Origin of the sequence: Arthrobacter sp. 131MFCol6.1 (assembly GCF_000374925.1) — a bacterium.
Classification (GTDB): Bacteria; Actinomycetota; Actinomycetes; order Actinomycetales; family Micrococcaceae; genus Arthrobacter.
On record NZ_KB895543.1, the window covers coordinates 227,779 to 249,483 of the forward strand.

Annotated in this window: 15 protein-coding genes; 10 read left to right on the forward strand and 5 right to left on the reverse strand. The window is 64.2% G+C overall.

The window, feature by feature from the left end; all coding sequences use genetic code 11:
- Positions 1 to 19: 19 nt before the first annotated feature.
- Together C566_RS0109920 and C566_RS0109925 are read right to left on the reverse strand one after the other, a co-directional pair.
- Entirely contained in the window at positions 20 to 643 is a 624-nt protein-coding gene (locus C566_RS0109920; RefSeq protein ID WP_018774185.1) for a dihydrofolate reductase family protein, read from the reverse strand.
- A gap of 88 nt (positions 644 to 731) precedes the next feature.
- A complete protein-coding gene (locus tag C566_RS0109925; protein ID WP_026266561.1) occupies positions 732 to 1,094 on the reverse strand; it encodes a VOC family protein in 363 nt (120 codons plus the stop codon).
- A 185-nt stretch (positions 1,095 to 1,279) separates the two neighbouring features.
- On the opposite strand from C566_RS0109925, the gene C566_RS0109935 reads away from it, so the two are divergent.
- The 5 genes from C566_RS0109935 to C566_RS22370 all read left to right on the forward strand — a co-directional run bounded on the left by C566_RS0109935 (position 1,280) and on the right by C566_RS22370 (position 11,600).
- Entirely contained in the window at positions 1,280 to 2,341 is a 1,062-nt protein-coding gene (locus tag C566_RS0109935) for a DUF6994 family protein (protein ID WP_018774187.1), read from the forward strand.
- Between the two features lie 189 nt (positions 2,342 to 2,530).
- Positions 2,531 to 4,273 (forward strand): ABC transporter ATP-binding protein, encoded by a 1,743-nt coding sequence (locus C566_RS0109940; RefSeq protein WP_018774188.1) that lies wholly within the window; start codon positions 2,531 to 2,533, stop codon positions 4,271 to 4,273.
- Positions 4,270 to 6,309, forward strand: coding sequence for an ABC transporter ATP-binding protein (locus tag C566_RS0109945; protein WP_018774189.1), 2,040 nt, complete (start codon positions 4,270 to 4,272; stop codon positions 6,307 to 6,309). Before C566_RS0109940 ends, C566_RS0109945 begins: the two co-directional genes overlap by 4 nt.
- A gap of 429 nt (positions 6,310 to 6,738) precedes the next feature.
- On the forward strand, positions 6,739 to 9,123 hold the full coding sequence (locus C566_RS21305; protein WP_155846841.1) for a preprotein translocase subunit SecA: 2,385 nt from the start codon (positions 6,739 to 6,741) through the stop codon (positions 9,121 to 9,123).
- 536 nt (positions 9,124 to 9,659) lie between these two features.
- The gene (locus tag C566_RS22370; RefSeq protein ID WP_196802361.1) at positions 9,660 to 11,600 is read left to right on the forward strand and encodes an ATP-dependent nuclease; all 1,941 of its coding nucleotides are present in this window, start codon (positions 9,660 to 9,662) and stop codon (positions 11,598 to 11,600) included.
- A gap of 251 nt (positions 11,601 to 11,851) precedes the next feature.
- On the opposite strand, the gene C566_RS0109955 is transcribed toward C566_RS22370, so the two are convergent.
- Positions 11,852 to 12,553: an SCO1664 family protein gene (locus C566_RS0109955; protein WP_018774191.1), complete on the reverse strand. Its 702-nt coding sequence runs from the start codon at positions 12,551 to 12,553 to the stop codon at positions 11,852 to 11,854.
- Positions 12,554 to 12,566: 13 nt separating this feature from the next.
- Entirely contained in the window at positions 12,567 to 13,250 is a 684-nt protein-coding gene (locus C566_RS0109960) for an MSMEG_4193 family putative phosphomutase (RefSeq protein WP_081627308.1), read from the reverse strand.
- A gap of 86 nt (positions 13,251 to 13,336) precedes the next feature.
- Here C566_RS0109960 and C566_RS0109965 point away from each other — a divergent pair, with 86 nt between their 5' ends.
- The 3 genes from C566_RS0109965 to C566_RS0109975 are packed head-to-tail and all read left to right on the forward strand — an operon-like array spanning position 13,337 to position 18,244.
- On the forward strand, positions 13,337 to 14,725 hold the full coding sequence (locus C566_RS0109965; protein ID WP_018774193.1) for a sigma 54-interacting transcriptional regulator: 1,389 nt from the start codon (positions 13,337 to 13,339) through the stop codon (positions 14,723 to 14,725).
- Between the two features lie 25 nt (positions 14,726 to 14,750).
- Positions 14,751 to 16,754 carry a vWA domain-containing protein gene (locus C566_RS0109970; RefSeq protein WP_018774194.1) on the forward strand — a complete coding sequence of 668 codons (2,004 nt, stop codon included), beginning with the start codon at positions 14,751 to 14,753 and terminating at the stop codon, positions 16,752 to 16,754.
- Between the two features lie 32 nt (positions 16,755 to 16,786).
- A complete protein-coding gene (locus tag C566_RS0109975) occupies positions 16,787 to 18,244 on the forward strand; it encodes an MFS transporter (RefSeq protein ID WP_018774195.1) in 1,458 nt (485 codons plus the stop codon).
- Between the two features lie 278 nt (positions 18,245 to 18,522).
- Here the strand turns inward: C566_RS0109975 and C566_RS0109980 are convergent, their stop codons facing one another.
- Positions 18,523 to 19,407, reverse strand: a complete 885-nt coding sequence (locus C566_RS0109980) for a sugar phosphate isomerase/epimerase family protein (RefSeq protein ID WP_018774196.1) — start codon at positions 19,405 to 19,407, stop codon at positions 18,523 to 18,525.
- A 246-nt stretch (positions 19,408 to 19,653) separates the two neighbouring features.
- Between C566_RS0109980 and C566_RS0109985 the strand changes: the two genes are divergently transcribed.
- On the forward strand, positions 19,654 to 20,655 hold the full coding sequence (locus C566_RS0109985; protein WP_018774197.1) for a substrate-binding domain-containing protein: 1,002 nt from the start codon (positions 19,654 to 19,656) through the stop codon (positions 20,653 to 20,655).
- Positions 20,656 to 20,707: 52 nt separating this feature from the next.
- Positions 20,708 to 21,705: ABC transporter permease (locus tag C566_RS0109990; protein ID WP_018774198.1), on the forward strand; the 998-nt coding region annotated here is incomplete at its 3' end.

Here is a 21,705-nt window from a genome sequence, read left to right on the forward strand (position 1 = left end):
GCGGCCCGGGCGTGCCTCCTTAGCCCTCCTGGGTGACGGCCGACATATCGCCGACGCCAGGGACGCCGTCGGCGAGCGCGTAGCGCTGCAGCACCGCGCCCTTCGGTGAGGCGACGACCGGCTCGATGAGTCTGAGGTTCGTCGGAACCACCCCGTCCGCGAAGACCTTCTTTCCACTGCCGAGGAGGATCGGGTACACCCAGAGCGTGAGCCGGTCGAAGAGCCGCTCAGCAAACAGGGTCTGCACGAAGTCGAGGCTGCCTATCACGTGGATGTGCTCGTGCCGGTCGCGCAGTTCGCGTACGGCGGCGGCAACATCGGGACCGAGCAGCGTGGAGTCGGCCCACTCGAGGGCAGGCGTCCCGCGTGAGGCTACGTATTTCGGGATGCGGTTGAACAGCCGCGCGATGTCACCGTTGGCGTGCGGCCAGTACGCGGCGAAAATGTCGTAGGTCCGGCGCCCGAGCAGCAGCGCGTCCAACTCCGCCATCCCGGATTGGATCTGTTCCCCGACGACCTCGTCGATGAGGGGCGCCTGCCAGCCGCCAAACGCGAAGCCGTCGGCAGGGTCCTCGTCCGGCCCGCCGGGCGCCTGCGCGACGCCGTCGAGCGTCGTGAACAGGTCGATATGGATGAGTCCCATGCCGTGCTCCTTCTCCGTCGCCCGTCGTCGCCGCGGCGACGGGATCACTTCGAGGCTGGCACACCGTTCCCCCGCCAGGCAACAGGTTTCAAGGGCCGCCGGCGGTGTCCACCACGCAGAACCTGTTGCCCTCCGGATCGGCCAGGATTACGTAGTCCGCGTCCGCCGGCCGCTTGCTCCACTCCACCCGGGTGGCGCCCAGGGCCAGGAGGCGCTGCACTTCGGCGTCCTGGTCGTCCGCGTACAGGTCCAGATGCAGGCGCGGGGGAATCTGGACGGCCGCGGGGACGCGGTCCAGGGAGACGCAGGTGCCCACGCCGCCCGGCGGTTGAAGGATCACAAAGTCGCCGTCGGGGGCGTACCGCGGCTCGTAGCCCAGGGCGGCCTGCCAAAAACTCATCTGGCGTTCGAGGTTGTCCACCCGGATGACGATTGAGCCTATGCGCAGCATCCGCATCAAGCTACACCCGGCTGTTCGGCCCGGCAAGCAGTCCAGCCCGGCAAGCAGTCCAGCCCGGCAAGCAGGCAAAGCGGATGAGCCACGGTCGGGTTGCTCCGACCTGCAGTCTTGTGCGGCACGGTCGCATCGGCGAGGATGAACGCGACCGCCGTGCTGCGAAGAGGGAGTCCACCCGAATGACCAAGTATCAGATCTCGTTTCCGAGAGCCGCCAGTGGTGTCCCCGAGGAAGAGTTGCGGGCTATTTCGGAGGCAGCGCACGTGGTTGTCCAAGAGGCGAAGGACGCCGGTGTCTGGGTATCCGGCGGTGGCATCAATGAGGGCATTCCGCCCGTCATGGGCGGCGCCGATGGGAACGTCCGCGAGGGCACTAACCCGCCGACAGCGCGGTTCGATGGAGGCATCGCGGTGCTGGAGTTGCCCTCGTACGAGGCGGCCTTGGAGTGGACGACGAAGATCGCAGCCGCGTGCCGTAGTTCGCAACAGCCGCCCGCCTTCCAGAACGACCCCGCTAGCGTGGGCGATCCGAAAGAGATCGACGTAACCTTCGACTTCCGCTCCGACACGCCCACAGGGAAAGATCCGGATAGGTTCAGCCCAGCCCTCCGCAGTACCCATCGGAGGCTCTGGGGCAGGCCCGTGCCGAATGGTGCGCTGTTCGACCTGGACATAAGCAACCGACGCAGATACCTCTATCACGAGTCCGACTTGGGCCGATTCTTCCTGTCGAGTGACGCGATCATTCGGACCTTCTGCCGGCACCCAAGGGCCGCTTCGATCATGGCGCAGATTCCGGAGGCAGAGCAGGAAGCCTTCAGCCGGCAGGGCTACACCATCGGCGGGATGATGGTTTTCCCGGGCAACAGGATCAACAACAAGCAGACGATTAATCAGCGCCGCGGAACTCATCCCCGCATCGCGGACCGGTTCGATCTGACTCTCGAGTGCATCCGGCGGCATTATCTCGGCGAGGACAGCCCGCTGTCCGAAACCTTGGCGCTGTACCCCGAGTTCTTCGGCTTGTTTGGCGACTTCCGTGGCTACGTGAACTTCTTTCTGCTCCAGGACCTGGTCGCAGAGGATTACGCCCGCGTCCGGTTCTTCCTGCCGTTCGCCGACTTCACAACTCGTGCCATACCAAAGACGCTCGATGAGTATCTGCTCTACCGGCAGGCCACCCTCGATTTCGTAGGTGCACGGAACGCTCAGATCGCTGACTTCGTCGCCGAGCCAAAGTAGCCTCCACCATTCGAGCTTCTGGTTGCACTCTTTGACGACGTCGACGTGCGCCACATCGCGGCGATCTGCCCCGTATACAACGCCCACCAACGCACCCCGCTCCGCCCTGAGAAGAACCACTTCCACCCACGGCCTCCGGACGTAAACTGACCTTCACACCACTGCCGTGACCCGTGAAGTGGAGTACGGATGCTCTGGAAACTGCTCGTCGAATACCTGAGGCCGCAGCGGCGGCTGCTGTTCGCCGTCGTCGTCTTCCAGCTGGCGGCGTCCATTGCCTCGCTGTACCTGCCCACGCTGAACGCGGACATCATCGACCAGGGCGTGGCGACGGGGGACACGGATTACATCCTGCGCGTCGGCGGTCTGATGCTGGCGGTCACCCTGCTGCAGGTCGCCTGCACCGTCGCGGCCGTGTACTTCGGCGCGAAGGCCGCGATGGCCCTGGGCCGGGACGTCCGCGGGGCCATCTTCAGTCGTGTGGCGGCGTTTTCCGAGCAGGAAGTCACCCGGTTCGGCCCGCCGAGCCTCATTACCCGCTCCACCAACGACGTCCAGCAGGTCCAGCAGCTGGTCCTGATGTCCGCCACGCTCATGGTCACGGCGCCCATGCTCTGCATCGGCGGGGTGATCATGGCCATCCGGCAGGACCTGCAGCTGTCCTGGCTGATCGCCGTCAGCGTCCCCGTGCTCCTGGCCGCGGTGGGCTCGATCATTATCCGGATGGTGCCGCTGTTCCGGCTGATGCAGGCCCGGATCGACACCGTCAACCGGGTGCTGCGCGAACAGCTCACCGGCATCCGGGTGGTGCGGGCCTTTGTCCGGGAGGACGTGGAGACCGCCCGCTTTGCCCGCGCCAACGTGGACGTCACGGACACCGCGCTGCGCGCCGGCCGGCTCATGGCGCTCGCGTTCCCCACCGTGATGCTGGTGCTCAACGTCTCCAGCACGGCTGTGATCTGGTTCGGCGCGTTCCGGATCGAGGACGGCTCCATGCAGGTGGGGACCATGATCGCGTTCCTGAGCTACCTGATGCAGATCCTGATGTCCGTCATGATGGCCACGTTCATGGCGATCATGATCCCGCGCGCCGCCGTGTCCGGGGACCGGATCGGCGAGGTCCTCGGGACCGAATCCAGCGTCCGGCCGCCGCTGCGCCCGGCCTCGCTCGCGGCCGGGCGGACGGCGCGCGGCGAGCTGGAGATGCGCGGCGTCGGGTTCGCCTACCCGGGCGCCGAGCAGCCGGTGCTGCAGGACGTGAGCTTCACCGCCCGCGCGGGGCAGACGACGGCGATCATCGGCAGCACCGGCTCCGGCAAGACCACCCTGGTGAACCTGATGCCGCGGCTCTTCGACGCGACCGCCGGCTCGGTCCGGATTGACGGCGTGGACGTGCGCGAACTCCACCCGGACCTGCTGTGGGGGCACATCGGCCTGGTCCCGCAGAAGCCCTACCTGTTCTCCGGCACGGTGCGCAGCAACCTGCTCTACGGCAAGCCCGACGCCAGCGAGGACGAGCTCTGGCGGGCCCTGAGGATTGCGCAGGCGCAGGACTTTGTGGAGGAGCTGGAGGGCGGGCTGGATGCACCGATCTCGCAGGGCGGCACCAACGTCTCCGGCGGCCAGCGGCAGCGGCTCGCGATCGCCCGGGCGCTGGTGAAACAGCCCGAGCTGTACATCTTTGACGACTCTTTCTCCTCGCTGGACACCGCCACGGACGCCCGGCTGCGGCAGGCTCTCAAGCAGCACACCGCCGGGGCCACCATGGTGATCATCGCCCAGCGGGTCTCCAGCATTGTGGACGCGGACCAGATCCTGGTGCTCGAACGCGGCAGGATCGTGGCGCACGGCACGCACGAGGAACTGCTGGAGGCGTCGGAGACGTACCAGGAGATTGTGAACTCCCAGCTCGCGGCGGAGGAGGCAGCATGAGCCGCACCGACAAGGCGCCAACGCCGGCCCCCGCCGCCGCTCCGGCCGGGGCACCCGGGGCTCCCGGCGCTCCCGCCACGCAAACCCCGCTGCGGATTCCCCGCCCGGCGGGCGGACCCGGCCGCGGCGGCCCGTTCGCCGGGATGAACATCCCGGCCGAGAAGGCCATGAACTTCGGACCCTCCGCCCGGCGGCTGCTGGGGGAGCTGCGGCCCGAACGGCTGTGGCTGGTGCTGGTCCTGGCGCTCGCCGTCGTCGGGGTGACGTTCTCGGTGATCGGGCCCCGGCTGCTGGGCGAGGGCACCAATCTGATCTTCGCCGGCGTCGTGTCCAAGCAGCTGCCGCCCGGGGAGACCCAGGACCAGGTGATCGCCCAAATGCGCGCCGCCGGGCAGACCCAGCAGGCGGACATGCTCAGCGCCATGACGCTGACCCCCGGCGCCGGTATCGACTTCACCGCGCTGGCCACCGTGCTGCTGTGGGCGCTGGTGCTGTACGTGCTGGCGTCGGTGTTCGGCTGGATGCAGGCGTACATCCTCAACGGCGTCGTGCAGCGCACGGTCTTCCGGCTGCGCGAGCGGATCGAGGCGAAGATCAATAAGCTGCCGCTGCGCTACTTCGACTCCGTGCAGCGCGGCGAGCTGCTCAGCCGGGTGACCAACGACGTTGACAACATTTCCCAGAGCTTGCAGCAGTCCATCAGCCAGGCCGTGACTTCGGTGCTGACCGTGGTGGGCGTGCTGGTGATGATGGTCCTGCTCTCGCCCACGCTGGCGCTGATTGCGCTGGTGACCATTCCGCTGACCCTGGTGACGACGGCGGTGATCGCCAAGCGCTCCCAGAAGCTGTTCGTCGCGCAGTGGCGGCACACCGGGGAGCTGAATGGGCAGATCGAGGAGACGTACACCGGGCACGCGCTGGTGAAGGTCTTCGGCCGGCAGCGCGAGGTGGAGGAGCGGTTCCGGCAGAAGAACGCGGAGCTGTACCAGGCGAGCTTCGGCGCGCAGTTCATTTCCGGCCTGATCATGCCGGCCATGACGTTCATTGGGAACCTGGTCTACGTGGGGATCGCCGTGGTGGGCGGCCTGCAGGTGGCCTCCGGGGTGATGCAGCTGGGAGATGTGCAGGCGTTCATCCAGTACTCCCGGCAGTTCACCCAGCCGCTGGCCCAGCTGGGGTCCATGGCGAACCTGCTGCAGTCCGGCGTGGCCTCGGCCGAGCGGGTGTTCGAGCTGCTGGACACGGACGAGCAGTCGCCGGATCCTTCGCCGTCTGAGGCTCCTTCTGGGGGCCGGGGGCGGCTGGTGTTCGAGGACGTGTCCTTCTCCTATTCGCCGGACAAGCCGCTGATCTCTTCATTGAGTTTGGTGGCGGAGCCGGGCCAGACCGTGGCCATTGTGGGTCCGACCGGGGCGGGCAAGACCACCCTGGTGAACCTGATGATGCGCTTCTACGAGCTCGACGCCGGGCGGATCACGCTCGACGGCGTGGACGTCACCGCGATGACCCGCAACGAGCTGCGTTCGCGGATGGGGATGGTGCTGCAGGACACGTGGCTGTTCGGCGGGACCATCCGGGACAACATCGCCTACGGCCGGCCTGGCGCTTCGGAGGCCGAAATCCTGGAGGCCGCCCGGGCGACATACGTGGACCGGTTCGTCCGGTCCCTGCCGGACGGGTACGACACCGTGCTCGACGACGAAGGCTCCAACGTCTCCGCCGGCGAGAAACAGCTGTTGACCATCGCCCGGGCGTTCCTGGCCCGCCCGTCGGTGCTGATCCTGGACGAGGCGACTTCTTCCGTGGACACCCGCACCGAGGTGCTGGTGCAGAAGGCGATGAGCGCGCTGCGCTCGGACAGGACGTCGTTTGTCATTGCCCACCGCCTGTCCACCATCCGCGACGCCGACCTCATCCTGGTGATGGAAGCCGGGCAGATCGTGGAGCAGGGGACGCACGCTTCATTGCTGGAGGCAGGCGGAGCGTATGCGGCGCTTTACGCGGCGCAGTTCGCTGCTCCGGTGGCGGAGGTTTAGACGATCGGTAATCGAGCGAGTTTACAGCTTCTGGGGTGGCCCGTTGTTCTTCCACCTGGCCATAACGGACGACGCCGTCCTCCGGTTTGAGACTGGCAACGTTTCCAGCGCAGCATGCGGGGGAGGTGGACCTCTACGTCGCCTCGGTCGCTGACACGCCGGCGACCCTGGGCGTGGCCGACTTGAACGAATATCCATTGCCCCAAAGAACGGTGCATTCCCGCGACCCAGGTGGCTTCGGCTGGTGACGGCCCGGCAAAAGGCTTTGACTCAGGGGCCGAAGAAGCGAGATAGGCCTTGCGTTTGTGCTGGAATACAACAATGACCTCCAGAGCAAAACGCCGGAATGCGCGAAGTCGGAAGCGAAAACGGACTCCGCAGGGATCCCTTGATCCACACGCATCAATCCTTCTAGCATCACTCGAAAGTATGGCTGTCGAGGCTGCTTTAGTATCCGGTGAGTCAGACCCCGGACCCGCAATCAGGGGGTCGATCGCCGAACTCGTTACTGACGTGCGAAATGTGTTGGCACCCTTTGATCCGTTTCGAGTGATCGAGATGGCAAGGATTAGGTGCTTGCCATGGAACTCAGGCGAGACCGAGGGCGCGTCACCCGAAACGATATTTAACGCAGAAGGCGGACCAACGCGCGCTGAACTCATAGCACTCATAGCTTCAGGTGGCAGTGTCGAGACTCCTGGTGGCGAATCGGGTGAGACGAGTCAGCCACTGGAGCAAACTGATGGACAAGAGCAGAGCATCGGGGAGGCCTTGTCCAATGTCTTGCCCTCAGTTGAGCGGATTCTGCAGTTGGCCCATCTGCTCCAGATAGCTGAATCGGAACCTGACGAACCGCTAGCGATGCTCGGCGCAATGATGCGTGGATCAGAACTGTGGGTTCGGAATTCTTCCTATCCTGAGATGGTCGTTGAGACACTCTCCCAATTGTTTGGAACTCCTGAAATCAGTCAACAATTGAAGGCTGACCTCGGCTTCGATGCTAGAGACGCCGTACAGGTCTTGGATAGCTGTCACGAACTCCAGGTCGACCGTCTCAACATTCGTCGGAGGCGCCTCTTCGAAGCTTCGGAGCTTCGTGACGGGGTTGAGGTCGGCGTGGAGGTCCTCGTAGAAGCGTTCGAAGCCTGGAAGGATGCGTTTGAACCGAGTGTTGAGTTGGTTTCGGTTACGATCGCTGAGATCTGTGAAGAGACGAACTTGCCAGAGTCTGTTGTCACGGCGGTCTTGGATTTCTTCTCATTCAACCCGAGGGATCGGTCAGCCCACCAGCTTGTGGATGACTTCATAGCTGGCATCAATCAACTTCGCTCACACCCCGTTATGAGGTCGAAGAGCGACGCCGCGATGCTTGTACATGGTGCTCACGTCCTACCAGCCGTTCGTGAACGCCTAGAAAAGCACCTCAAGGCGACTTCAGCCTGGGAACTGTACCAAAAGCACCGTGGAGATCTTCTTGAGAGGCTGACTACGGCAGCGCTCCGACGAGTCCTGGATTCTGCAACGATGTGGGACGGCTTTGAATATTACGTTCCAGCTAATGAAGGAGAGGAGCGGGGCCACCATTCAAGATTCAGCAAACGAGTTGAAGGTGATCACCTCATCATCCAAGACGACGTCGCCATCATCGTTGAGGACAAGGCTGTGGCCGTCTCCTCGAGATCGCGGACCGGCGAAAGCCGCAGTCTCCGGAGGGATCTAACCGGGATAATTACCAAGGCTTCCGAGCAAGCCAGCCGCTTGAAGGAACGAATCCAATGTGATGGCGGATTGCGTATTCATAAACAAGGCTGGCTAGACCTTTCTAATATCCGTGAGATTCACACGATTGCGGTGAGTCTAGATGATCTGCTATTTGCTTCTACGGCAACCTCGGAACTCGTTCGCGCTGGGATTTTGAAGTCGGACCGAATCCCTTGGACTGTGTCGATCCACGACCTGGATCTCATCACCCAACTTGTGGACAGGCCATCTGAATTTCTGCTCTACCTTCGTCGGCGTTGCAATCCCGAAGCGACGGTATTCTACTCGGCGCCGGATGAACTTGATCTCTTCCTGTACTTCCTGGAATCGGGCCTGTATGTGGAACCGGATCCGGACTACGTTCGGAGTCAGATGCCGTTTATGCCTCCAGCAACAACGGCTGAACGGCGAAGGCGTAAGACGCAGGCGCCAGCGATCATAACGAGCCGTACGGAAGCTCTGGACAGCTGGTATGCCGCACAATTTGCCGCCAAGAACGGTGTTTCGCCAACGGCAACGGGCAAAGTGCCGATCGATGGAGAGAGCGGCGTTGTCATACCCAAGCCCAGGATGACTCACAGCCCCATTGGGCACCTGGTAGATGCCATAGCATCTCGGCGTGATTATGGCTGGTTGAGTGTGGGGGCCACACTTCTCGCGGGATCCTCAGAATTCCAAGAGAAATTGGCAAGAATGCCAAGCGTCATACTACCTGTCGCTGCTTCCGTCGGACGCGAGAGGACAGTCGCATTGCCCTTTGGTAATTCCATTGAGGAGGGATGGCTGCTGGTTTGGTGCACGAGCGCGCCGGGGCAGTCAGCTGAAGCGTTTGAGAGACATATTCGACAGTATTTGCAACTAAAAAAATATCAACTCGGCCTGCAGCGGGGAGTGGCATTTTTCTACGATTCGGAGTCTAGACAGCTGGCTGATGTCTTCTTCGACGATCATGTAGGGGAACTGGAGCCGGAACTCCAACAAAGAGTCGGCAGGCTGAGGCCAATTGGCGATTTCGACAAACTAGAGAGACCGAAGAAAACTTTGAAGCGCTAGTATTGGGCCGTGGCTCGATATTTGATGGAATCTCGAAGGCGGCAGCTTCAGCTGCTGTCTCGTCGGCGATCCTCAACCCTTATGCGCTTCCTGGTGTTGCTCTGCCTGAGTTGTCCGCTCTGCCAATCAAAGCTATTCTCCCCGAACCCTGATCCACCTACTACGCCCCTTGTCCTCTCAATCCATAGACTGAGATTGTCCGTTCATCGGGAACCTGGGCTATGTGGGGGTCGCCGTGGTGCGCGGGGCTGCGCGCGGCGTCCGGGGCGATGGATTTGGGCGATGTGTAGGCGTTCATCCTAGTACTCGCCGCCGTTCAGACCTCCTGAAGCCGTATGGCGACTGTGCCTCGATGGATTCGTTATGCGAGACCGGGGAAGTCACTACTTTAGACACGATATGAAGTCGCGTGATTCTTCTCCAGGCGATGACATAATGGTCCGGCCAATGTCAGGAATGATCCGTTGGCAGTCTGCGGCCCGGTGCGTTGCGCTCCGAGCTTCCGCGGCTCACAAGACCGAACATTTGGGGGAAAGTTGCAGTTAGATATCGTAACATTGTCGGGATTTCGCGGCCATGGAAACAGTATTTCGATCCCCATTACGCCTGAGACGACGACACTGATCGGCCGCAACGATGCAGGGAAGTCGAGCATTTTCGAAGCGCTCGAAATCTTTTTTGGTGGCGCAAAGCTCGAAATGACAGACTTTTCCGTCGGTGTGGACCAACCGGTGGAGATTAGTTGCACATTCTCAGCTCTGCCCGAGGCTGTCGTTTTGGATGAAAAACGTTCGACGAGCTTGGGCGCGGAGTACTTGCTGGATGCGAACGGTAAGTTGACGTTGGTGAAGTCGTGGTCAAGATCAAAGCTGACCTCACCTTCCATGTTTGCCGCCGCGAAGCACCCAGTTTTTCAGGATGAAACCGATCTCCTCAGTTTGAAGCTGCCAGCCTTGAAAAAGAAGGCTGAGACCCTTGGAATTCCTGAATCAGATGTGGATGATCGCCGCACAAGTTCTGCATACAGGCAGGCGATTTGGCAGGCATCGATAGCTTCGGGAGATGCTGTCTTGGAGGACATTCTGGTGCCGTTATCGTCCGAAGACGGAAAGTCAGTCGCCACCGCTTTGGCGGGATATCTCCCACACTTTCACCTGTTCAGGGCCGATCGTCCGGGTGCAGAAACGGATCCGCTGGCTCAAGATCCCGCAAAGGCAGCCATCAAAGCCGTTCTGGACGAGCACGAAGAGCAGTTGGAGGAATTGTCTAAGACAGTGCAAAGGCAAGTCGGCGAACTGTTGGGTGACGTTGTCTCTCGGCTTTCCGAGGTCGCCCCGGACCTTGCCGCTTCGCTTTCACCTACCGATCCTGTGCCCACTTGGAGTAAAGCATTTTCGGGTCTCCAGTTTGTAGACGAGAACGGTGTCCCGCTATCGAAGCGGGGCAGCGGAACCAGGCGGCTTGTGTTGCTCAGCTTCTTTCGTGCGACGGCAGAGCGAGGCCTTGAGGCGAACGACAGGGTTGAAGAATACCGTCGCGGAGTTATTACTGCCGTAGAGGAGCCGGAAACTGCCCTGCACGCCGATCTCCAGACGGATATAGTCTCCGCCCTCCAGGATGTTGGGGAACTGCCCCACCGACAGGTATTGCTAACCACACATAGTGCAAATTTGATTCGTCTTGTACCCGCAGCCTCGATTCGTTATATCAAGGGCAATCGGCTAAATAGGCAGTGCGTTCAGGTGACACCCGATGGGGATTCTTCCGATCTGCTCAGTGAGTTGAATCGATCCTTGGGGGTGTTCACTGACCATAACGTTCGCTGCTTCCTGTTGGTGGAAGGAAGGAACGACGTCGCGGGGCTGAAATCATTGAGTCAAGCACTTGAACTGGCAGGAGTTGATGGCGTTCGGGCTCTCTCCGAGTTGGAGGCCGAGGGTCGAGTTTGCTTTATGCCAATAGGCGGCGCCGGCAGTGCGTCTCTTTGGAATAGTAATCTCTCCCCGTTCAAGCGTCATGAAGTTCACATAATGGACAGTGATAAGGAGTCAGCCGCCCATCCTCTGAAGCAAGACATGCTTAATCTGCTCTCGCGTGCAGACGACAAGCGACACGTGTTCATACTGGACAGGCGGGAACTTGAGAATTACCTGACACCTGATGCTGTGATGCACATCTACTCTGACATCGATGGCTTTGAAGCGTCCTTTAATTCGATATCTTCGAATCTTGGTGACTGGGAATATCTCGACATACCGTCCCTGTGTGCTGAAGCGGTGCACTCCTCGGCCTCCCCAGATCAGAAGGCTTGGGATGACGTGCCACTCGATTCTCGAAAGAGCAAAGAAAGCCGGGCAAAGAAACGACTTGCGCGAGCCTTCGCCCACCCCTCTGTCTCCCAAGCTCTTGCAGCAAATGTGGATGATGCGCTGGTTGCCTTGCGGACCGTTACGGACTTAGCCAGGGTAAACAACTGATCGTGGCGGCCGGGCGGGCGCAGGGCAAATGGATCGGCACCTGGACTGACTACGCAAGAGACTCGGACGTTGTGGCAACGCCGCTTTCCGAAATTACCCGGGGGCGGGGCAGCAGTGGATAGCGGGATATGTCCAGACTCAGACCACAGTGTTCCGCGGACGTAGCCTGACCGATTAGCTCGGCTTGACCATCGTGTTGGCCGCGTTAGCCCCACCGCCGGGAACGGCTAGCCGAAGGGGCTAACGGGCTCTTACACAAGCGGCCACGGGTAACGCATGCCGGTGCGGTCAACCGGCAGGACCCCTGCACGCAGCAGGCGCTGGCCGCGGTGCTGCAGGGCGGCGACCTCAGCGTCGTCGAGGAGCTCGGCCACCTCGGGAGGCGCGGACTCAGCCAGCCGGGCGATGTCATCCAGTAGAGCAACGGGGATGGGGTCGCCGGCGAAGTCCCAGATCACGGTGCGCAGCTTGAAGGTTGCCGAGAAGCACAGCCCGTGGTCGATGCCCCAGATCCGGCCGTCGTCGCCGCGGAGCACGTGGCCGCTCTTGCGGTCGGTGTTGTTGGCGACGTAATCGAATAGGGCGATCCGCGCCAGCTCGCGGTGGGTCTCGGGGGCGTCCTCGTACAGGGTGAAGTAGTGCTCCTGGAAGTCGCACTCGATGAACCACTGCAACGTGCCGACCCCCAACGGGGCGTCATCGCGAATGACGGTCAAAGGCACGAAGCCCCAGCCCAGCGATTCGCTGAGCAGGTAGGCTGCGCGTTCCCGCTTGTACAGGCCGGGGTCAAAGTCGGACAGCGGACGTTCGCCAGCCTCCGGCTTGTAGACCGCATACCCCTCATCCTCGCCGCAGGAGACCTGGACGAGGAACGTCTGGTTGCTGCTGCGTGGGATGAGTCCGAGCAGCTCGATGCTGCCCTCGGTGAGCAGCGTCAGCTCCCGGCCGGACACCGTCTGCCCTCACTCATGACGCCCGTAGCCCGCTCAGCGGTTCCGACGTCGAATTCACCATCAGCACGGCCGGGTCCTGACCCTCCACAAACGAGATGGCCGACACCGAACCCGGGCTGATGACAATGCGCTGGAACAGGTCCAGATGCGTGCCCAAAGCGTGGGCGACGGAGGCCTTAATGGGATCGGCGTGGGAGAAGCACACGACAACGCCCCCGGCGTGGGCTGTGCGCAGCACCTCCAGCGCTCCGACGATCCGCGCCTGCATCTCCGGAAAGCTCTCGCCCTCCGGGAAGCGGAAGGCGGACGGGCTGTGCTGGACGGTCTGCCACTCCGGCAGGGCCGCCAGCTCGGTGATCGCGGCTCCGGTCCACTCGCCGAAATCGCACTCCAGCAGCCCGTCGTCGTGCTTCACCGCCAAGCCGGTGCGGGCCGCCGTCGGCTCCGCCGTTTCGCAGGCGCGCTCCAGAGGCGAAGAATAGACGGCGCTAACCGGCAGGCCAGCCAGCCTGTCCGCGACCCGTTCAGCCTGGGCCCGGCCACGATCGGACAGATGCAGTCCCGGCGCCCGCCCCGGCAGCACTATACCCGTCGTCGGCGTCTCCCCATGGCGCACCAGAAGCAGGAGCGTGCCCTGCCGCTCAGGTGAGGTCGCGGGTGCCGGCGATGCCGGCGTCGGTGCTGCAGTCATCAGCATCCAGCCTAGGCCGCACAAGGGCCCAGCGCGCAGGAATCTGACCAAATCCCTCGATTCCCCGCACCGTCGAGGTCTACGGTGGAGGAGTGAGTGATCGCCCCGATATCTTCACTGTTGGTGAATTGCGTGCCGCCGGCCACGTCCACAAGGACCTGCGCCGCGAAATCCGCGACAACCTGCTCGCGGCCCTCGCCGCCGGCCGCGACCCCTGGCCCGGGATGTACGGGTTCAGCCGGACCGTCCTGCCCCAGCTTGAGCGGGCCCTGCTCGCCGGGCACGACGTCGTCCTGCTCGGCGAACGCGGCCAGGGCAAGACCCGGCTCCTGCGCACGCTGGCCGGGCTGCTCGACGAGTGGTCGCCCGTGATCGAGGACTCGGAACTGAACGAACACCCGTACGACCCCATCACGGAACACTCCCGCGCCCTGGCCCTCACCGAGGGGGACCGGCTGCGGGTGGCGTGGCGGCACCGCTCGGAACGGTACGTCGAAAAGCTCGCGACGCCGGACACCTCCGTCGCCGACCTGATCGGCGACGTCGACCCGATGCGGGTGGCCGAGGGCCGCCGCCTCGGCGACCCGGAAACCATCCACTACGGCCTGGTCCCGCGCTCCAACCGCGGAATCATCGCCATCAACGAGCTGCCCGACCTCGCCGAGCGGATCCAGGTCTCGATGCTCAACGTGATGGAGGAACGCGACATCCAGATCCGCGGCTACGTGCTGCGGCTGCCGCTGGACGTCCTGGTGGTCGCGTCCGCCAACCCGGAGGACTACACGAACCGCGGCCGGATCATCACGCCCCTCCGGGACCGCTTCGGCGCCGAAATCCGCACCCACTACCCGATCGAGCTCGACGACGAGGTCGCCGTCATCCGGCAGGAGGGGCAGCTGGTGGCCGGCGTCCCGCCCGTCATCCTGGAGATCCTGGCCCGCTACACCCGGGCGCTGCGGCAGTCGCCGGCGGTCAACCAGACCTCCGGGGTGTCCGCGCGGTTCGCGATCGCCGGCGCCGAAACCGTGGCTGCGGCGGCCCTGCGCCGGGCCAGCGTGCGCGGCGAGGACGAGGCCGTCGCCCGGATCATCGACCTGGACGCCGCCGTGGACGTCCTGGCCGGGAAGATCGAGTTCGAATCCGGTGAGGAAGGCCGGGAACAGGACGTCCTGGACCACCTCCTGCGCATGGCCACCGCGGAAGCCGTGCGGGCGCACTTCCACGGCCTGGACATGGGCCCGCTCGTGGCCGCGCTCGACGGCCACGCCACGGTGACCACGGGGGAGCTGGTCACCGCGCGGGAGTTCCTCCAAAACCTCCCGTCCCTCAACGGCTCCAGCCTCTACGACGACATCAGTGAGCGCCTGGGCGCGAAAAACGACGGGCAGCGCGCCGCCGCCGTCGAACTTGCACTGGAAGGGCTCTACCTCGCCCGGCGGATCTCCAAGGAGTCCGACGACGAGGAGACGATCTACGGCTAGGCAGCTATACGGCTAAGGAGGCCTCATGACCGCTCACAACCGGTCCAGGTACGGCCGGTACACGGGAGGACCGGACCCGCTCGCCCCGCCGGTGGACCTCGCGGAGGCGCTGGACGCCGTCGCCGAGGACGTCATGGCCGGCTACTCGCCCCGGCACGCCCTCCGGGAGTTCCTGCGCCGCGGCGGCCGGAACCGGGAAGGGCTCGATGACCTCGCCGGCCGCGTCCAGCAGCGGCGCAGCGAACTGCTGGGCCGCCACAACCTGGACGGCACCCTCAATGAAGTCCAGAAGCTGCTCGAGACTGCGGTGCTGGAGGAGCGAAAGCAGCTCGCCCGCGACGCCATGATGGACAACACCGACCGCGCCTTCCGGGAGATGCAGCTGCAGAACCTGCCCCGCTCCACGGCAGCGGCGGTCAACGAGCTCGCCTCCTATGACTGGCAGTCGAGCACCGCCCGGGAGGCCTACGAGCGGATCAAGGACCTGCTGGGCCGCGAAATCCTGGACCAGCGGTTCGCCGGCATGAAGGAGGCGCTTCAGGGTGCCACCGAAGAAGACCGGGCCGCCGTCAGCGAGATGCTGCAGGACCTCAACGAGCTCCTCGGCAAACACCGCCGCGGCGAGGACACCGACGCGGACTTCCAGGAATTCATGGCCAAGCACGGCCAGTTCTTCCCGGAGAACCCGCAATCGGTCGAGGAGCTGGTGGACACGCTCGCCCAGCGCGCAGCCGCAGCCCAGCGGCTGCTGCAATCCATGTCCGCCGAGCAGCGCGAGGAGCTGATGCAGCTCTCCGCCCAGGCGTTCGGCTCGCCCGAGCTTATGGCACAGCTGGGCCAACTCGATGCCAACCTGCAGGCCTTGCGCCCCGGCGAGGACTGGACCGGCTCCGAACGTTTCGAGGGCGAGGAAGGGCTCGGACTCGGCGACGGCACCGGCGTGCTCCAGGACATCGCCGAGCTGGACGAGCTGGCCGAACAGCTCTCCCAGGCCTACAGCGGATCACGCCTCGATGACCTGGACCTGGACGCCCTCGCCCGCCAGCTGGGACAGAATGCCGCCGTGTCGGCCCGCACCCTCGCGGAGATCGAGCGGGCCATGCAGGACGGCGGCTTCCTCCAGCGCGGCGCGGACGGTGATCTCCGGCTGTCCCCGCAGGCCATGCGGCGGCTCGGCCGGTCGCTGTTGCGGGACACCGCCAAGCAGCTCTCCGGCCGGCAGGGCCGCCGGGACACGCGGGTTGCCGGGGCGGCCGGGGAGCAGACCGGCTCCAGCCGGCAGTGGGAGTTCGGCGACGCCGAACCGTGGGACGTCACCCGAACCATCACCAACGCGATCCGCCGCACGATCGCCGACGGCGGTGACCCGGGCCGCGGACTGCGCCTCGCCGTGGGCGACATCGAAGTCACGGAGACGGAGGCGCGCACGCAGGCCGCCGTCGTCCTGCTTGCGGACGTGTCCTTCTCGATGGCCGCCGAGGGGCGCTGGGTGCCCATGAAACGCACCGCCCTGGCCCTGCACCACCTCGTCTCAACCCGGTTCCGCGGCGACCGGCTGCAGCTGATCACGTTCGGCCGCTACGCGCAGACCATGGACATTGGCGAGCTCACCGCCCTGCCTGCCCTGCGCGAGCAGGGAACCAACCTGCACCACGGCCTGCTGCTGGCCGGCCGGTTCTTCCGCCAGCACCCGTCGATGCAGCCCGTCCTCCTGGTGGTGACCGACGGCGAACCCACCGCGCACCTGCTGGCCGACGGCGAGTCGTGGTTCTGCTGGCCGCCGGACCCGGAGACCATCCGCGTCACGGTCGCCGAGCTGGACCGCCTGGCCCGGGCCGGCACGCAGGCCACGTTCTTCCGGCTCGGCGACGACCCTTCCCTTGAACGGTTCGTCCAGCGGATGGCCCGCCGCATCGACGGCCGGGTGGTGGCGCCCGAAGCCGGGGACCTGGGCGCGGCCGTGGTGGGGGAGTACCTCCGCGCCCACTTCCGCGGACGCCCCTACGACGACGCCGACTGGGCCCAATAGACACTGCTCAATAGACCACCGCACCGGGAGTGATGCACGTGACCACCATGCCTGCAGAGGGAGTCGGTTTCCGCTCCAAACGCGGACCTGTCCTCATCGCCCTGATGCTCTCCACAGGGCTGGTGGCGATCGACGCGACCGTGGTGGCGACAGCTGTGCCGGCGATCGTGCACGACATTGGCGGGTTCACGTCGTTCCCCTGGCTGTTCTCCGCCTACCTGCTGGCGCAGGCCGTGTCCGTCCCGGTCTACGCGAAGCTCTCCGACACCATCGGCCGCAAGCCGATCATGCTGATCGGAATCGGCCTGTTCCTGCTCGGCTCGATCCTGTGCGGAGTCGCCTGGAGCATGCCGGTCCTCATCGCCTTCCGCGTGGTGCAGGGCCTGGGCGCCGGTGCGGTCCAGCCGATGGCCATCACCATCGCCGGCGATATCTACACCCTGGCCGAACGGGCAAAAGTGCAGGGCTACCTGGCGAGCGTGTGGGCGGTCTCCTCGGTGGTGGGCCCGACGCTCGGGGGAGTGTTTGCCTCACTCGGCATCTGGCGCGGCATCTTCCTCGTGAACATCCCGCTGTGCCTGGTGGCCGGATGGATGCTGGTCCGGAGCTTCCACGAGAACATCGAGCACGTAAAGCACCGGGTCGACTATCTGGGCGCGGGGCTGCTCACGGTCTCGCTCACCCTGCTCATTCTCGGGGCCCTCGAGGGCGGCCAGGCTTGGGCCTGGGACTCCGCCATCAGCGACGCAGTGTTCGCCGGCGGTGCACTCTTGTTCGTCGCGTTTGTCCTCGTCGAACGGAAGGCGGCGGAGCCGGTCCTGCCACCGTGGGTTGTGTCCCGGCGGCTGCTGGCGACGACGGCGATGGTCGCCTTCGGCGTCGGCGCGGTCATGCTGGGCATCACTTCGTATGTTCCGACGTTCCTGGTCGGAGCCCTCTCGACCTCCCCGATCGTGGCCGGGCTCGCCCTGGCGGCGCTGACCATCGGCTGGCCGATCAGTGCATCCCAATCGGGGCGCCTGTACCTGCGCATCGGGTTCCGGAACACTGCCCTGATCGGCATCACGGTCACCGTCATCGGCACGGCGGTCCTGGCCGTCACCGCCTCCGTCCCCAACGTTGCGCTGGTCGCAGCCAGCTGCTTCATCGTCGGGCTCGGACTCGGGTTGGTCGCGACCCCGACCCTGATCGCCGCCCAGACGAGCGTCGAATGGAACGAGCGCGGCGTGGTCACCGGCACCAACCTTTTCGCCCGGTCGATCGGCAGTTCCATCGGCGTCGCCGTTTTCGGCGCCATAGCGAACGCCGTCTACGCCGGCACCCCGCACGGCGACACGGATCCCCGGACCATCGTGGCCGCCTCATCCGCCGTGTTCCTGGCCGTCATGATCGCCGCAGTCCTCACCGTCGCCGCCGTTCTCGGCATGCCCGCCACAAAAACCGTCAAACAGGTCCAGGCCGCCGCGCGCGGGTCATCAAGCAGCGGATGACGTCTTCCATGGTCTTGCTCTGAGCGCCTGGCCGAGGCCTCGGTCGTCACCGTCCAACAGATTCAGCGGACGCTGTTTCCCATCTGTATTCGATCCAAACCGAATAGGCGAGGGCGCGTTCGAACATTGAGCGCGGCTCGGCGCCGTCGGCGGCTATCCACAGTATTTGATCGTCAGATGTCACACCGTCGACCCTGCCTGTTCGTACAATTCTGTCTCCGAGGCGTATTTCCACAATTTCCCCCACCAAGGGCGACCAAATCGGCTGCAGGTGAACCTTATTTTTCACTGCGAAGCGCGGGATCCTCCGGGAAGCACGCCAGCGCCGTTTCATGGGCCGCCCGCAGCGCCTCCCGAACGGGGAGGGCGCGATGTTCCTCGGACAGGATTTCCACGCCCCAGGGACCGTTGAAGCCAATAGATTTCAGTGTCTGAATGAACCCTTCAACATCCTGGTCGCCCTGTCCGCAGAGGCGGCGGTTGTCGCGGGTATCTTCGAAGAGGGAGCCCCGGATGTCCGCGTCCGCGTCATTGAGTTCCACTCCGAAAATCTGATGCGCCTCGAGGCTGCCGGACAACTCGTCCAAGGAGGTTCCGGCGCGGAAGACGTGCCAGTAGTCGACGACCAGCCCGCAGCCGGGCATGTTTACCTTGCGCATGAGGTCCGCCGCGGCCGGCACTGATCCGACCATCGAAAATGGCATCGGCTCCAAGGCAATGAGCGTCCCCCGAAGTTCGGCTTCGGCTGTCAGGCGACGAAGGGGTTCCACCAGGAAATCGAGGTCATCCAGTGGCTTGCCGATAGTCGTTCCGACTTTTATGAACTTTGCGCCGAGTGTCTCGGCGGCTTCCAGGAGGAGGTCGAACTGGGACCGACACCGGTGCGAAAGGCTCTCGTCCCACCAGTCGCTGAGGAGCTCAACTTCAACATGGCGGAGGCCGGCGTCGTCGATGAGGCTCCGCAGGGCCGGAAAGCCCAGGGTTGAGCGCGCGGCGGCCAAATCGTCATGGGCGAGCCCGAAGCCCGACCATCCGGTGGAGGCGATGGCCTCGATGCGGTCGGAGATGGGCACTGGACTGGTCTCGGGGACCTGAAGCGGCGCCACGGCGCCGGCGCTGGTCCAGCAGGACGCGACTAGTTCCGGAGCATGGGGGTTGGTCATTCTTCTCCTTTGAAGCAAATCCGGGGCTGCCGCCTGATGCGGTCAGTGCGATGTAAGAATGAAACCACAATTTGTTGGAACGTTCCATTGACATTCGGAATAACCTCAATCTATGGTTGGAACGTTCCATCGTGAGAGGTGGATCACAATCGTTCACAAACCGGCGGCCTCCGTTTTCCGCCATGCCACGGCATGACACAGAAGCGTTCCGAGGGCCGAAATGGCGCGAATCAAAGGAGATTTCACGTGGCAAACTTCACTTGGCGGCGGGGCGTTACAGCACTCGCCGTCGTTCCGCTTCTGGCGTTGGCGGCATGTTCGAGCAGCGGCGGCAAACCCGCAGATTCAGCCGCTACGGCCGGCGGGGGAAGCGGCCAGGCCGTGGACACCCCCCGCATCAAGATCGCGATGATCACCCACGCCGCAGCGGGTGACACCTTCTGGGACATCGTTCGCAAGGGCGCCGAAACCGCCGCGAAAAAGGACAACGTGGACCTCCTGTACAGCGGTGACGCTGAAGGCGGCCGCCAGTCGCAGCTCGTGCAGCAGGCCATTGACCAGAAGGTCGACGGCATTGTCCTCACGCTCGCCAAGCCCGAAGCGCTCACGGACGTGGTGAAGAAGGCGGTGGACGCCGGTATCCCTGTGGTCAGCATGAATGCCGGTGAAGACCAGAGCAAAGCCATCGGCGCATTCACCCACTTTGGCCAGAGCGACAAACTCGCTGGCGTAACGGTGGGACAGCGGCTCGCGTCCGAGGGCATCAAGCACCCGATCTGCGTGATCCAGGAGCAGGGTCACGTGGGCCTCGAGAACCGCTGCGCCGGCGTCAAGGAAAACGTCCCCGGAACGGAAATCCTGAATGTCAACGGTGCCGATATGACATCAGTTTCCTCCACGGTCAGCGCGAAGCTCCAGTCCACCCCGGATGCCGACGCCATCGTCGGCCTCGGCGCCCCCTTCACGCTGACGATTGTCAAAGCTGTCAAGGAGTCCGGAAGCAAGGTCAAGGTCGCATCCTTTGACCTGAACGGTGAGCTGGCCAAGGCGATTGAAGACGGAACTGTGGAATTCACCGTGGACCAGCAGCCCTATCTGCAGGGCTACGGCAGCGTTGACGCCATCTGGCTGAGCAAAGTAGGCGGCTTCAAGGTCGGCGGTGGCCAGCAGGTCTACACCGGTCCTGCGGTCATCGACAAGTCCAATGCGGCTGATGTCCTGGCCTTCGCCGAGCAGGGTATCCGCTAACAGTCCGCTGGCCGGGCCGGCCCTGGCCGGCCCGGCAGCTAGGAGAATTATCATGACCGTCACCCAGACCAAGACAGAGTCAGCGGCGCCCGATGAGCGCGTCGCCAAGCGCAGTCCGTTCCAGAAGTTGCTCGGACGTCCCGAGGTCGGTGCCCTGGTGGGCGCGATCGTCCTCTTCATTTTCTTCGCGTTGGTGTCCCCGACCTTTACCCAGCCCGGTGCCCTGGCGACCATCCTGTACGGTTCCTCCACGATCGGGATCATGGCGGTGGGGGTGTCCTTGCTGATGATCGGCGGGGAGTTCGACCTCTCCACCGGCGTCGCCGTGATCACCTCGGCGCTGACCGCGTCGCTGTTCAGCTGGTACTTCACCACGAACGTCTGGGTCGGCGTCGGCCTGGCCCTGGTGGTGTCCTTGTCCGTCGGGTTCATCAACGGCTGGATCCTGATCAAGACCAAGCTGCCCTCGTTCATCGTGACCCTCGCGACGTTCCTGATGCTGACCGGCCTGAACCTGGGCCTGACCCGGCTGATCGGCGGCTCGGTGTCCTCACCCTCGATCTCGAACATGGAGGGCTTCGCCTCGGCCCGGGCGGTCTTCGCGTCCTCGGTGAGCATCGGCAACGTCGACATCAAAATCACCGTGTTCTACTGGTTCGCGCTCGTCGCGGTCGCGACCTGGGTGCTGATGCGGACCCGGGTGGGGAACTGGATCTTCGCCGTCGGCGGGGACGCGAACGCGGCCCGCGCCGTGGGCGTGCCGGTCAAGGCCACCAAGATCGGCCTGTTCATGGCCGTGGGGTTCTGCGCCTGGATCCTGGGCATGCACAACCTCTTCGCCTTCGACACCGTGCAGTCCGGTGAGGGCGTGGGCAACGAGTTCCTCTACATCATCGCCGCGGTGATCGGCGGCTGCCTCCTCACCGGCGGCTACGGCTCGGCGATCGGCGGCGCGATCGGCGCGTTCATCTTCGGCATGGCCAACAAGGGCATCGTCTACGCGCAGTGGAACCCGGACTGGTTCAAGTTCTTCCTGGGCCTGATGCTGCT

Excerpts from the sequence above, each read along its gene's own strand:
- C566_RS0109920 (WP_018774185.1), bottom strand. The coding sequence starts at position 643 with ATGGGACTCATCCATATCGACCTGTTCACGACGCTCGACGGCGTCGCG.
- C566_RS0109925 (WP_026266561.1), bottom strand. The coding sequence starts at position 1,094 with ATGCTGCGCATAGGCTCAATCGTCATCCGGGTGGACAACCTCGAACGC.
- C566_RS0109935 (WP_018774187.1), top strand. The coding sequence starts at position 1,280 with ATGACCAAGTATCAGATCTCGTTTCCGAGAGCCGCCAGTGGTGTCCCC.
- C566_RS0109940 (WP_018774188.1), top strand. The coding sequence starts at position 2,531 with ATGCTCTGGAAACTGCTCGTCGAATACCTGAGGCCGCAGCGGCGGCTG.
- C566_RS0109945 (WP_018774189.1), top strand. The coding sequence starts at position 4,270 with ATGAGCCGCACCGACAAGGCGCCAACGCCGGCCCCCGCCGCCGCTCCG.
- C566_RS21305 (WP_155846841.1), top strand. The coding sequence starts at position 6,739 with ATGGCTGTCGAGGCTGCTTTAGTATCCGGTGAGTCAGACCCCGGACCC.
- C566_RS0109960 (WP_081627308.1), bottom strand. The coding sequence starts at position 13,250 with ATGCTGATGACTGCAGCACCGACGCCGGCATCGCCGGCACCCGCGACC.
- C566_RS0109970 (WP_018774194.1), top strand. The coding sequence starts at position 14,751 with ATGACCGCTCACAACCGGTCCAGGTACGGCCGGTACACGGGAGGACCG.
- C566_RS0109975 (WP_018774195.1), top strand. The coding sequence starts at position 16,787 with ATGCACGTGACCACCATGCCTGCAGAGGGAGTCGGTTTCCGCTCCAAA.
- C566_RS0109980 (WP_018774196.1), bottom strand. The coding sequence starts at position 19,407 with ATGACCAACCCCCATGCTCCGGAACTAGTCGCGTCCTGCTGGACCAGC.